The sequence below is a fragment of the Paraburkholderia sp. BL10I2N1 genome, from assembly GCF_004361815.1.
Lineage (GTDB): Bacteria > Pseudomonadota > Gammaproteobacteria > Burkholderiales > Burkholderiaceae > Paraburkholderia.
Map to the genome: position 1 here is coordinate 474,533 of NZ_SNWA01000001.1, position 13,218 is coordinate 487,750.

Below are 13,218 nucleotides of genomic sequence, written 5' to 3' on the forward strand. Positions count from 1 at the left end.
GCGTTGGTGCCACGATCATGGTCCTTTGCAAGCCGGAAACGTTCGGCTACACTGCTCCAGTATTTTTCCTTTCTAACCCGAGATCACACGGCGTGGGCGCTTAATACTGTCGCGTCGCATCCTGATATGAAGGCAATTATTCTCGCTGGTGGATTTGGCACTCGTATAAGTGAAGAGTCGCATCTCAAGCCCAAGCCGATGATCGAAATCGGCGGCAAGCCCATCCTGTGGCACATTATGAAAATCTACTCCCATTACGGGATCAACGATTTCGTGATCTGTCTCGGCTACAAGGGCTACGTCATCAAGGAATACTTCGCCAACTACTTCTTGCACACTTCCGACGTGACTTTCGACATGAAAGCAAACTGTATGGAAGTGCACCAGCGGTATGCCGAGCCGTGGCGAGTCACGTTGATCGATACAGGACCGGAGACACTGACTGGCGGACGTCTGAAACGGGTTCGCGATTACGTCGGCGACGAGACGTTTTGCTTTACATACGGCGACGGTGTCGCTGACATCGACATAAGACGCGTCATCGACTTCCACCAGCAACATGGCAAGCTGGCGACCGTGACGGCGATTCAGCCGCCAGGTCGCTATGGCGCGTTGCACACCGACGGCAACGCGGTCCTGAACTTCCAGGAAAAGCCGGCTGGCGATGGAGCGTGGATCAACGGCGGCTTCTTTGTGCTTGAACCCGAGGTTCTCGATTACATCGAGGGCGATGAGACCAGTTGGGAATCGAAACCCCTCCATCAACTCGCGGTCGAGCGGCAATTGATGGCGTACCATCACGATGGCTTCTGGCAAGCGATGGATACGCTGCGCGACAAGAACCACCTTGAAGACTTGTGGCGGACCAATCCCCCGTGGCGAGTATGGAAGTAAACCTCTTTGGCGGTTCATACCGCGGTCGTCGGGTGCTCGTGACGGGCCATACCGGTTTCAAAGGAAGTTGGCTTGCGCTGTGGCTCGCACAGCTTGGCGCAGAGGTGGCCGGCGCGTCGCTCGCGCCCAACACGGATCCGAATCATTGGGATCTGCTAAAACTCAACGTCGAAGACCATCGTGTCGACATCCGTGATGCCGATACCATCGCCCATCTCGTAGAGAATACCCAGCCGGAAGTCGTATTCCATCTGGCAGCGCAGCCGCTCGTGCGGTACTCGTACGCTGCTCCAGTCGAAACGTGGGCGACCAATGTGATGGGCACTTGCCACCTGCTGGAAGCCTGTCGCAAGACGGCGAGCGTGCAGGCGATCGTTGCGGTCACAACCGACAAATGCTATCAGAACAACGAATGGGTTTGGGGCTACCGCGAATGCGACCGGCTTGGCGGGCACGATCCATATAGCGCATCCAAAGCGGGTGCGGAACTGGTTGCTGCCAGTTATCGTGCGTCACTCATGTCGAGCCCAGATGCGCCCCTGCTCGCGACGGCCCGCGCGGGCAACGTGATCGGCGGCGGCGACTGGTCGCAGGACCGGCTGATTCCCGATCTCGCCCGCGCAATTGCGGCCGGCGTCTCACTGGAAATCCGCTCACCTAATGCCACGCGCCCGTGGCAACACGTGCTGGAATCTCTGAGCGGTTATCTGCTCCTTGGCCAACAACTGCTGACGCGCGAGCAGCGCTTCGCGGAAGCATGGAACTTTGGTCCGGATGCGCTTGGCAATCGTTCCGTGTCGGAAGTACTGACCCGAATCGGACAGTCATGGCCGGAAGTGAAGTGGCACCAGACTACCCAGGCTCATCCGCATGAAGCTCGCCTGCTGTCACTCGACAGCACAAAGGCGCACACGCTGCTCGGCTGGCAACCCGTATGGGACCTCGAAGACGCGTTGCGACATACCGCCGAATGGTATCGCGCCTGGCATCACTCCAAAGACATCATCAGCGCGCGTCAACTAGACCAATACATCGAGAACGCGGCGAAGATCGGCACATCGTGGTGCAAGGCATGAACATCGAACCGACCGCCATTGCCGGCGTGATGGTCGTCCAGGCCACGCCCTTCGCGGATCATCGCGGTGTCTTTCAGCGGGTGTTCTGCGATCGCGAGCTCGAAGCACTAATCGGGGGGCGTCGAGTGGTGCAGATCAATCACTCGAGAACAACGAACGTCGGCGCGGTGCGCGGTATGCATTTCCAGCGCACCCCGGATGCGGAGATGAAACTGGTGCGCTGCCTGCGTGGCAAGGTCTGGGACGTCGCTGTCGACCTGCGCGCCGATTCGCCAACGTTTTTACACTGGCATGCAGAGGAACTGTCCTTCGAAAACAGCCGCATGCTTGTCATCCCCGAGGGTTGCGCGCACGGCTTTCAGGTCCTCGAACCGGAAAGCGAACTGCTCTATCTGCATACCGCCCACTATGAGCCCGCCGCCGAAGGTGCCGCAAGATACGATGATCCGAGGCTTGGCATCACGTGGCCGCTCCCCGTTTCTGAAGTTTCCCAGCGAGACCAACTCCACCCCCTTCTTTCGAACGAGTTTCGTGGACTACCCGCATGAACTGCCGCCACTGCCAATCGCCTCTTGAACACGTCTTTCTCGATCTCGGCTTCGCGCCACCGTCAAACGCTTACCTGACGGAGAGCGATTTGAAGGCACCCGAAACTTATTTCCCGCTGAAGCTGTTTGTCTGTGATGACTGCTGGCTCGTGCAGACCGAGGACTACGCACGTGCGAATGAACTGTTTCGCCCGGACTATGCGTATTTCTCGTCAATCTCGCATACGTGGTTAGCTCACGCGAAGGCCTATGCGGAGATGGTGAGCAAGCGGTTTGACCTCGGTCGCAACAGTCTCGTTATCGAAGTCGCGTCGAACGACGGCTACTTGCTGAGAAACTTCGTTGAAACCGGTATTCCATGCTTGGGCATCGAGCCGACCGCGAGTACGGCCAACGCGGCCGAGCGTCTTGGCATTCCCGTGCTGCGTGAGTTTTTCGGTGAAGCGCTTGCGAAGCGCCTCGCCGCCGAAGGCAAACAGGCGGACCTGATCGCCGGCAACAATGTGTACGCGCACGTGCCGGACATCAACGACTTCACCATCGGCCTCAAAGCGGCATTGAAGCCGCACGGGACGATCACACTGGAATTTCCGCATTTGATGCGTCTGATCGAACATGTTCAGTTCGACACGGTGTATCACGAACATTTTTCGTATCTGTCTCTGCAGACTGTTGCGCGCATCTTCGCTCGCGCCGGCCTGCGCGTTTGGCACGTAGAAGAGCTCTCCACTCACGGCGGCAGCATCCGGATCTACGGCTGCCATGCAGAAGATCAGCGTGCTGATGAGCCGTCGGTCGCAAAGCTGCTCGAGGAAGAAGCGCGTTTCGGCCTGCAGGATCTTTCGACCTACGGCGCCTTCCAGGCGCGTGCCGATCACGTGAAGAACGGCCTGCTTGCTTTCCTGCTGGAGCAAAAGCAACAGGGGAAGAAAGTGGCTGCTTATGGCGCTGCGGCCAAAGGGAACACGCTGCTCAACTATGCTGGCGTAAAGCCGGACCTATTGCCGTACGTGTGCGATGCTGCACCGTCGAAGCAAGGCAAGTTTCTTCCGGGTAGCCACATCCCTATTCTTCAAACGGATGCCCTTCGTCAAAACCGTCCTGACGTTGTGCTCGTTCTACCTTGGAATATTGTCGATGAGGTCACGGAGCAGCATGCATACGTTCGGGAGTGGGGCGCGGCATTCGCAGCCGCCGTGCCGTCGATGAAGGTCTGCTAATAGCCCCCCATATCGGCCACACCAGCGAGGCATGCACCTACGTTGGTCGTGGCCGGTTCGGTAGGACACGGCCTACACGCCCGACGGGTCGATCGACTGAAACCGGCGTGAGTCGCCCCAAAAGGCCATCGGCTCGTAGCTCGGATAGGGGTAATGGCCGAGATTGAGTTCTATCTGCGCGCCTCGCTCGGCGAGACGCCGCTCAACGAGGCGACGCACTGAGATTGGCGCACCGCTACAGATATTGGTGATGCCGGTCAGTTCGGGATGCTCAAGAAGTAAAATCAGGCGCCGCGCGACTTCGACGACCGGCAAGTAGTCGCGCAACTGCTCGCCGCCCGACATATTGAACACTGCATCGCCGTTGTCTATCGCGCGATCCAGCTGAGCAAGCAGGCTGTTCGGATTTTGCCCCTCGCCGTGCATGTAGAACAATCTCGCCCACTGCAGCGCAAACGGATGCTGCTGCCGCCACGATTCCAGAAACTTGCGCAGCGTGTCTTTCGCTAGTGCATAGGGATTAGCTGGCTGTGAGTCAAGTCGCTCGGCAAGACAACCGTCCCGCATGCCGTATTCGAAGCAGGTTCCAGTAACCAACACCTGCGGAACATTTGCCGCCACACACTGCGTCAAGAATTGGTAGGCCGCCGGCAGGTTTTCCTCGAAGTGAAACGGCGAGGTGTAGTTCGGTAATCCGGGCCACGCGAGATGGACGACTGCATCTTGGGGCCCTAGTGCCCCAGCAAAGTCCGCCTTCGGGGATTGAATATCGAGTGAGACCAAACTGACGTTTTCAGCCCAGGAAAAGCGACGGGCTTTCGCTTCGTGGCGCACCAGCGCGGTCACTTCGTGGCCGCGAGCGATGAGTTGCGGCACGAGATGCGATCCGACAAATCCAGTTGCTCCAGTTACAGCGACTTTCATGAAGGTTCCTGTTTGGGACTGAACGCTCAGACGGTCATTATGCAACAGCGTCTGGAAGACGATTTACCTTCGATGGCAATGCCGGCGCGCCACCTCGAATACTCGGGGCAAGGCAAAATTTAGTCGCCGCCGGCCCGACCACCGGGCGCTGCAACCAGCAAGATTGCAGCGCCCGGTGCCCAATATGCCGCCATCGAACGCACCAGCTTGTCAGTTTGATTAACGACGTCCGGTTCGGCCGGTCCGCACGTCACAGAACGCTGGCGTGAAGACCGCGTAAGCGGTATTCACGCGCCTGACTACGATCTTGCCGGCGCTCTCGCGCCCACTACGGTGAAGCAGAAACACACGCTTATGCCAGTGGTTCAACGCGAGGCGGCCATGCAAGGCTGAAGTCTTCATAGTCCAACGTCAAGTTGGGGCTGTAGGCCGGATCCTTAAACAACAAGTCGCCCCAACACCGCTGCATATACATGACTTCCGACCTAAAACGAGCCTGTTTTTGCGGATTGTCTTCAAAGCCTCGTGTCGCCGATTCGTGATGGTAAAGTTCGGCGTAAGGTGTCCACACATTGCGATAGCCGGCTTCCCGGATGCGCAAGCAAAAGTCGACATCATTGAACGCGATGGTCAGATCTTGTTCGTTTAGCCCACCTACCTCGAGATAGACCGATTTACGCACGACCAGGCACGCGGCTGTTACCGCAGAATAGGAACTGATCAGGCCAGTTCGTCCGAAGTAGCCGTAACACGGCTGCGGGGCGAGTTTGTTTGCGTGCCCAGCCACTCCGCCAATGCCCAGCACAACACCGCCGTGCTGCAAGGTATCGTCCGGATAGAGCAGCTTAGCCCCTACCGCCCCTACGCCAGGCTGTAGCACGAGACCCACCATTTCCGACAACCAATCCGGCGAGATGACCTCGATATCGTTGTTGATCAAGCCAACGAGTTCCCCTCTGGCCTGCGAGACAGCCGAATTATTCAATGCTGAATAGTTGAACGGGCGGTCATCGCGCAGCACGCGGATGCGGGCGTCCTGACCCAGCGACGAGAAATAGCGCAGCGCTTCAGGATCGTCTGAACCGTTGTCGACAACAATGATTTCGTAGTTTGAGTAGGTGGTTTTGCCGACGATGCTATCGATGCACTGACGCATAAGGTTCAACCCGTTCCTCGTCGGGATGATGAGACTAACCAGTGGCAGCGTTGCCGGTAATGAATAATGTGCGCAATAGCCACGTTCGATCCACTCGACGCTGCCTGCCACTCCTTGTCTTGCGAAGTGCTCATTGAGCGCGCGTTCGCCAGCCAGCGCCGCGTAGGGTTTCGCATCCGTACCTCCGGCCGTGCTTTCGGCATGGACGCGCCAGTGGTACAACACGCGCGGAATGTGATGGATCGCATCGACACCGATATGCTCGATGCACCGCAGTACGAGGTCGTAGTCCTGCGCGCCCTCAACGCCAATGCGGAAGCCGCCCACCGTATCCAACAGTGGCTTATGGTAAACGCCGAGATGACAGAAGAAATTCTGCGAGTAAAACAAATCCGTGTTCCATTCGCACTTGAAATAGGGGTCGTGGCGACGACCCGATGCGCCAATCTTGTCTTCGTCTGAATAAATCAGCCGAACCGAAGGATTCGCAACAATCGTATTCGCCACGCAATACAGCGCATGTTCTGGCAATAAATCATCGTGGTCCAATAGCGCAACCCATTCCCCGACAGCAAGCTCTAGCGCACTATTGGAAGCAGCGGAAATATGGCCGTTCTGCTCGCGGAATACCACCTTGATCCGGGAATCCTCGCGAGCGAACTGCTCCAACAGAGGACGAATTGCCGGATCGGTGGATACATCGTCGGCAATGCAGAGTTCCCAGTTCGGATATAACTGGTTGCGTACCGATTCGATCGCCTCCGTTAGCCATTCCGGCTTTGGGTTGTATGTCGGCATCACCACCGAGATCAGCGGCTTGTCAGTCATTGCAGCAACCCTCTGTCGAATTGCCACGCGCTGCTCATCGTCTATGCAATCGTAACGCTGAATCCATTCATCATAGTTGTTTCGCCTGGCGGACTCTGGCGACCCCTCTGTACGCGGGTGGAGCCTGCCAAGCAGACCCGAAACCCCCTCCTTGCGATACAGTTCGAGTGCTTTATGCATAGCAGGCTTGAATCCACCATTGGTGCGCACGGCGCGCATCGCCACCGACACGATGTGCCGAATCCGTACCAGTTTGGCGATAGGCCAACGCACCGGTGCCGTTACACGCCAGCTGGTGGAATGAAGCAGGGCATCGATATCCTGCTGGGCCTTCGCCAGGCCCGCGTCGCGTCGGGCAATGTCATCCTGTAAGCCGGCAACTTGCCGCTTAAAACTGCTGACGTCTCGCTTCAAGGTCAAAATCTGATCTTTGGATTGATTGGCCTCGTGTTGCAAGTCCGAAACCCGGCGTTCGTATTGAATGACGTCCTGCTGCAAATCAGAAGCATGACGCGTTCGTTCAGCGACGTCCCCCTCAAGGCTACCGACCCGGATATGTAGTTCCACCAACTCTGCCTGTTGCTGTTGCCACGCTTCCGCCGGCGAGCGCTCCAGCGTAGACCACGCATTTGTATCTTGCTGCGGCGTGATTTGTGCGCTGCCCTGGGATTTCAGGACCAGGTGTCCGCTTACCACGGCCTCGTCGTCCCCTGCGACAAAGCGACGACCCAAGACGTTCCGGGTGGCCGGTAACTTGCGCACAATGCACAGCGAGTCGACGAACTCGACCGAATGAATCGACTCTAGCGTGGTACCGTCCGATAGCCTGCATCGGTATTCGTCGTAAAACCCTCTTAGAAGCTCCTCGGCGCGTTTCTTCACCCCCCAGTGCTCATGGTTGATCACATCGGCCAGCAACTTGAAAAACGTGATCGAGGAGTATGGATGATACAGACCGCCATCGAATTCTTGCCAGTAGCTGCAATGGAGGTCTTCAGCAATGAAAATCCCCCCGTCGTCCAGTTTCGGGAAGTAGCGCAGGAAGGATTTGACGATATCGCCCGAGGTATGCGAACCGTCGTCAATGACGATATCGAAACGCTCCGCGTAGCCAACGATAGCTCGCTCGGTCTCGTCCGCATTCGCATCACCGACGACCACCGCGGTTTTCGGGTCCTGGTAACTGAGGCGCGCACAATCAGGGTTAATATCGCAGCCGATTAATTTGTTTGCATTTCTAAAGAATTCCGACCATATTTCAAGTGATCCGCCATTCTGGATTCCTATCTCGAGCAAATTGATCGATCGATCACGATAGGGCGCAAGTAGCCGATCGTACTCTGGGATGTAAAGCGACCATTTGTCTGACACCTTCCCACGGTGCTGCAAATATAACTGTTCCAATGTCTTCATCGTGGGAGGCCCTCGAATTACTTTTAAAGTAGGTGCACCGAACGGTAGGCTCCGGCTTCTCGATTCGTCGGCGACAACGATAGGTATTCTCGACGACCGGCGCGGCATCGAAGAAAGAGTGTTTCAACTCGCAAGCCAAAGGGCCGACAACCCGCCGGCGTTTCCCTTCCCGCGCGGCCGGTCCCGGAAACTGCAGTTCGTGTGCGCTCCCGTCTAGTGTTTTGTCGGCACGACAGCACCATCGACCAGCACATCGTGGGATCTATACGATAGCCCCCGCGCGCGGCTTTGCATGCACATAGAAACTGACTTACTCAGCCCTGTGTTTCGTACGTCGATACCACCTCTTCCACCGGTCCGAACGCGCGCACGCGACCGCGCTCCATCCACAGCGCCTTGTTGCAGACTTTTCGGATTTCCGCATTCGAATGCATCGCCAGCACGACGATTTCGGCACGGCTATGCAGGTCAGCAAGCCGCTCCTCCGCCTTGTGCATGAACGACGCGTCGCCTACTCCCATAACTTCATCCAGCAGAAGAATCTCCGCATCCACTGCGGTCGATACAGCAAAAGCCAGCCGCACCCGCATACCGCTCGAATAGGTACGCAACGGAAGGTCGAGATAGTCACCGAGCTCGGAGAATTCCGCGATCGACTGTTGCTTTGCCCGGATCTCCGCATCGGTCATGCCGAGAAGCAGGCCACGCAAACGAATGTTTTGCATTCCTGTAGAGTTCTCGTCCATCCCGAGACTGATGTCGAGCAACGGCACTACCTTGCCTGAGCTGACCACCGACCCGTGCGTCGGAGCATAGATACCCGCCATCATGCGAAGTAACGTGGACTTGCCGGCGCCGTTACGGCCGATCAAGCCGATCCGGTCGCCTCTTTCGAGACGAAGGTCAACGTTGTCAAGCGCGCGAACAACGATCACACCGTCATTGTCCTCTGCGATGGTATTCCGGCGGCCCATGCGCAGCACTTTCTTCTTCAGCGAACGCCCCTGCACGTCGTAGATGGGCAAGTCGAGCGTCGCGCCCTTGAGTTCGATATACGCCATGATTTGCCCTCTTAGATCCAGTACGGAATGCGTTTCAAGTAACGGCCAGTCAATGCGAGCGCAAGAATCCAGCCAAGGACGGCCATGGCAATCGTCACTGCCCAAGTTGTGGCACTCGGAATTTCGCCGATCAGCGGTGCACGCACAAGTTCGATCAGATGCGCAAGTGGATTCAGTTCGACGATTAGCGAAAAGCGAGTCAACGCATTCGGACGATAGATGATCGGCGTCACGTAGAACGCAATCTGCATCAATGCAGCGATGATTTGCGGTAAATCACGAAAACGCGCAGACAGCAAACCAGCCACCATTGCGATCCAAAGTGCATTGATCATGTAGAGCAGCAATGCCGGAACGAAGACGGGCAACGTCGCCCAACTCTTCACCCCGAAAACGGCTAGCAGCAGCAGGACGATCAAAAAATTGTGCGCAAGAATCACGAGATTGCGCCATACCACCTGCAACATATAGATCAGTTTCGGCGTCGATGCTTGTCGGATGTATGCGCCACTGTTGATATACGCAGTACTGCCTTCGGTGACAATCTGTGAGAAAGTGCCCCACATCACCAGACTGATGGCCAGATACGGAAGATAGTCGCTCATCTTCTGGCCGAACAGCGTGCCGTAGACGACACCGATTGAACCGATCATCACACCCATGCTGATGGTCAACCAGAATGGTCCAACGCGCGAGCGTGCGTAGCGCTGCCGCACTTCCAGCCAACCCAACAGCGTCCACAGTCGCCAGGATGCGACGCTTTCTTTCAGATCAACAAATATCAGACTAAACATTGCGGATTTTTAAGTTTTTGCGTTTAAGGGGTACAACACCATAGTGTGTGACGGTCGCTTATTTCAGTGTTGTTCCAGAGCACCCATGCGACCGATCAACCCGTGCCAAATACCGGTCACGGCCATTCGCAAGTGACCAAGACGCGGCTGCAGGAATAATCCGTAGATCGCCAGGCGAAACGGAAACTTGACTAACTCCGTGGATTTCCAACTGCACGGAACATAGCTACGTTTAATCAGCGCAACCGCGTTCCGAAAGAGATAGTAATGACGAAGCGGACTATGACTTGGGTACAGCCGTCCGAAAACACGCACCGGCTCGCCACCAAGCTCATGAGCAAGCCGCAACTCAGGCGCACCGAGCACCGCGAAACCCTTCGAGCGTGCCCTTATGCACCACTCCAGATCGACGAAATCGATGAACAGTGCATCATCCATTGGGCCGACTTCCTGCCATGCAGCCAGATTGATGCACGACCCCGAGCTGATTAAAAAATCAACATCGATAGGATTGACGCCAATCGGAGGGACCCGACGCAGCCTCAGATACCCAAAGCGTACGAAAGGCGCTACGTCGCCGAGACGCGAGTCCTCATACGCCGGCCCGATCAACGCCACACGCTGGTGGCGGCGCAACGCCTCTTCGAGCAGGCGAGGCAATCCGTCAAGCAACTGCTTTGACGGGTCACTGTCCTGGTCGAAGAGAATCGCGGTATCGAAGCCAGCACGAATCAGCGCGGCAACGCCCTGATTGATGGCCGTGCCAATACCAAGGTTTTCGCCATTAGGTAAATAACTGATAGCAGCGGATAACCCCACCTCGCTCGCCGTCCGCGCCGAAGGGCTGTTGTCAACAACAACACAATGCATCATCGCAGCAAGCCGGTTGGCCCGCGCGACGCAAGCCGCATCAGGATTGTAGAAAACCACAACCGCGCCGGTGCGCAGTGGATGGAGTTCGCCGCTCAACGCACCGCCATGCATAAACGCAACGCGTCACGCCAGTCGGGTGCCCGCAAGCCGAACGTGTCAGCGAGCTTGTCATTCGACATACGCGAGTTGACCGGCCGTGCGGCTGGCGTCGGATAGGAAGCAGCAGGAATAGGCTTCACTACTGGTTTCTTCGTGAGACCCGAAAACTCGAAAATCGCCTCGGCAAAACCATGCCATGACGTAGTACCCGAGGCCGTGAGATGATACACACCCGAATGCTCCTGCCACCAGTCGCCTTTACCCACAGCCACGGCCTGTGCCAGCACATTGGCGCTCAACGCCGCAATGGTATTCGACCACGTGGGCGCACCGTATTGATCGGCCACCACGCTCAATTCCTCGCGGTCCGCGCCAAGGCGAAGCATCGTCTGCAGGAAGTTCTTGCCCCGCGTGCCGTACACCCAGCTGGTGCGGAAGATCAGATGCGCGCAGCCTGCGGCGGCAATTGCCTGTTCACCCGCGAGCTTGCTCTTGCCGTATACGTTTTGCGGATTGACCGCGTCGCTTTCAACGTAGGCGCCTTCCTTTATGCCATCGAACACATAGTCCGTCGAGTAATGAACCAGTGCTGCGCCAAGCCGCTTCGCTTCTTCCGCTAGCACGCCGGGAGCTTCGGCATTCAAACGCATGGCAGCTTCAACATCGGTTTCAGCCTTGTCGACGGAGGTATGCGCTGCCGGATTGACGATGAGCCAAGGCTTCATCTCGCGGACTACCTGGCGCACCTGATCCAGATCACTGAGGTCCAGCCCACTACGGTCGAGTGCAACCACTTTACCCAGACCCTGCAGGCTGCGCGCAAGCTCGAAGCCGACTTGCCCATTCACACCCGTCAGCAGAATGGTTTGCTCGCCACGTTTCGCCATTGATGACCTCATTCGAAATGCTCAGCTTCAACCAACCGCTTACCCGCCGCATCCTTTGCAGCCAGCAACGGCTCGAAGTCGATCGGCCACTCGATGCCGATCGCCGGATCGTTCCAGACGATGCTGCGCTCGTGCTCGGGAAACCAGTAATCGGTAGTCTTGTACAGAAACTGTGCAGACTCGGAGAGCACAACGAAGCCATGCGCAAAGCCCGGCGGCACCCACAATTGCCGATGGTTTTCCACTGACAACGTTACGCCTACCCACTTGCCGAAATTCGGCGAGTTCTTACGAATATCGACCGCGACGTCAAACACTTCGCCTTCCACCACACGCACAAGCTTCCCCTGCGCATGCTGGATCTGATAATGCAACCCACGCAACACACCCTTTGCGGAGCGCGAATGGTTGTCCTGCACAAATTCGACGCCAGTCTCAACGTGCTCGGCAAACTCACGTGCATTAAAGCTTTCGAAGAAGAAGCCGCGCGCATCGCCGAAAACCTTCGGCTCGATGAGCTTGACTTCCGGCAACGCGGTAGCGGTTACTTGGATGGCCATGCGACTTGGTCCGTAAGAAGGTTTTGCAGGTACTTCCCGTAGGCGTTCTTCGCCAGCGGTTGGGCGAGTGCCGACAGTCGCTCGGCGTCGATCCACCGCTGCCGGTAAGCAATCTCTTCCGGACACGCCACAACCAGGCCCTGACGCTTTTGCAGCGTCGCAATAAAGGTGGCCGCTTCGATCAGCGAATCGTGCGTGCCGGTGTCGAGCCACGCGTAGCCGCGCCCCATGATCTCCACGTTGAGCGCAGCATTAGCCAGGTAACGCGAGTTGACATCGGTGATTTCCAGCTCGCCACGCGGCGAAGGCTTAATATCAGCGGCGATATCGCAAACCAGGTTGTCGTAGAAGTACAGCCCCGTAACCGCATAGTTCGAGCGTGGTTTGGCCGGCTTCTCCTCGATCGACAGCGCACGAAACTGCTTGTCGAACTCCACGACGCCGTACCGCTCGGGATCGTGCACGTGATACGCGAACACGGTGGCGCCTTGCTCCTGCGCATTAGCTCTCTCGAGCTGCTTGGCGAGATCGTGTCCGTAAAAAATGTTGTCGCCGAGAATCAGCGCCGACGGATCGTTGCCCACAAAATCGCGGCCAATGATGAAGGCTTGAGCGAGCCCATCCGGAGACGGCTGAACCGCGTACTGGATGTTCATGCCCCACTGGCTGCCGTCGCCGAGCATCGTCTCGAAGCGCGGCGTGTCTTGCGGCGTGGAGATGATCAGCACGTCGCGAATGCCCGCTACCATCAGCGTCGACAGCGGGTAGTAGATCATCGGCTTGTCGTACACCGGCAGCAGTTGCTTGGAGACGACATGAGTGATCGGATACAGCCGCGTACCCGATCCGCCCGCGAGAATAATGCCTTTGCGCGCCATGACGTTG

The 13,218-nt window shown here is 57.2% G+C and carries 12 protein-coding genes and 1 pseudogene; 4 read left to right on the forward strand and 9 right to left on the reverse strand.

Annotation, left to right across the window (positions count from 1 at the left end; genetic code table 11):
• Nucleotides 1-126 precede the first annotated feature (126 nt).
• From rfbF to B0G77_RS02255, 4 genes are read left to right on the forward strand one after another with little or no spacing between them, the layout of a single operon-like run.
• Complete coding sequence (gene rfbF, locus B0G77_RS02240) at nt 127-894, forward strand: glucose-1-phosphate cytidylyltransferase (protein WP_133664010.1); 768 nt, start codon at nt 127-129, stop codon at nt 892-894.
• The gene (gene rfbG / locus B0G77_RS02245; protein WP_208116387.1) at nt 885-1,970 is read left to right on the forward strand and encodes a CDP-glucose 4,6-dehydratase; all 1,086 of its coding nucleotides are present in this window, start codon (nt 885-887) and stop codon (nt 1,968-1,970) included. Before rfbF ends, rfbG begins: the two co-directional genes overlap by 10 nt.
• Nucleotides 1,967-2,518 carry a dTDP-4-dehydrorhamnose 3,5-epimerase gene (gene rfbC / locus B0G77_RS02250; protein ID WP_133660658.1) on the forward strand — a complete coding sequence of 184 codons (552 nt, stop codon included), beginning with the start codon at nt 1,967-1,969 and terminating at the stop codon, nt 2,516-2,518. Before rfbG ends, rfbC (B0G77_RS02250) begins: the two co-directional genes overlap by 4 nt.
• On the forward strand, nt 2,515-3,738 hold the full coding sequence (locus B0G77_RS02255) for a class I SAM-dependent methyltransferase (protein WP_133660659.1): 1,224 nt from the start codon (nt 2,515-2,517) through the stop codon (nt 3,736-3,738). The genes rfbC (B0G77_RS02250) and B0G77_RS02255 overlap by 4 nt, the downstream gene beginning before the upstream one ends.
• A gap of 72 nt (nt 3,739-3,810) precedes the next feature.
• Here B0G77_RS02255 and B0G77_RS02260 read toward each other — a convergent pair whose 3' ends face one another.
• The 9 genes and pseudogenes from B0G77_RS02260 to rfbA all read right to left on the reverse strand — a co-directional run bounded on the left by B0G77_RS02260 (nt 3,811) and on the right by rfbA (nt 13,211).
• Entirely contained in the window at nt 3,811-4,662 is an 852-nt protein-coding gene (locus B0G77_RS02260) for an NAD(P)-dependent oxidoreductase (RefSeq protein ID WP_133660660.1), read from the reverse strand.
• Between the two features lie 352 nt (nt 4,663-5,014).
• Entirely contained in the window at nt 5,015-6,865 is a 1,851-nt protein-coding gene (locus tag B0G77_RS44045) for a glycosyltransferase (RefSeq protein ID WP_166656215.1), read from the reverse strand.
• 783 nt (nt 6,866-7,648) lie between these two features.
• A pseudogene (locus tag B0G77_RS45490) lies at nt 7,649-8,167 on the reverse strand (class I SAM-dependent methyltransferase); the annotation flags it as partial.
• Nucleotides 8,168-8,373: 206 nt separating this feature from the next.
• Nucleotides 8,374-9,120 (reverse strand): ABC transporter ATP-binding protein, encoded by a 747-nt coding sequence (locus tag B0G77_RS02270; RefSeq protein WP_133660662.1) that lies wholly within the window; start codon nt 9,118-9,120, stop codon nt 8,374-8,376.
• Between the two features lie 11 nt (nt 9,121-9,131).
• The gene (locus B0G77_RS02275; protein ID WP_133660663.1) at nt 9,132-9,914 is read right to left on the reverse strand and encodes an ABC transporter permease; all 783 of its coding nucleotides are present in this window, start codon (nt 9,912-9,914) and stop codon (nt 9,132-9,134) included.
• 63 nt (nt 9,915-9,977) lie between these two features.
• Nucleotides 9,978-10,898 (reverse strand): glycosyltransferase family 2 protein, encoded by a 921-nt coding sequence (locus B0G77_RS02280; protein ID WP_133660664.1) that lies wholly within the window; start codon nt 10,896-10,898, stop codon nt 9,978-9,980.
• The gene (rfbD, locus tag B0G77_RS02285; protein ID WP_133660665.1) at nt 10,880-11,773 is read right to left on the reverse strand and encodes a dTDP-4-dehydrorhamnose reductase; all 894 of its coding nucleotides are present in this window, start codon (nt 11,771-11,773) and stop codon (nt 10,880-10,882) included. The genes B0G77_RS02280 and rfbD overlap by 19 nt, the downstream gene beginning before the upstream one ends.
• An 8-nt stretch (nt 11,774-11,781) precedes the next feature.
• Nucleotides 11,782-12,333: a dTDP-4-dehydrorhamnose 3,5-epimerase gene (gene rfbC / locus B0G77_RS02290; protein ID WP_133660666.1), complete on the reverse strand. Its 552-nt coding sequence runs from the start codon at nt 12,331-12,333 to the stop codon at nt 11,782-11,784.
• Entirely contained in the window at nt 12,318-13,211 is an 894-nt protein-coding gene (gene rfbA, locus B0G77_RS02295; RefSeq protein ID WP_133660667.1) for a glucose-1-phosphate thymidylyltransferase RfbA, read from the reverse strand. Before rfbA ends, rfbC (B0G77_RS02290) begins: the two co-directional genes overlap by 16 nt.
• Nucleotides 13,212-13,218 lie beyond the last annotated feature (7 nt).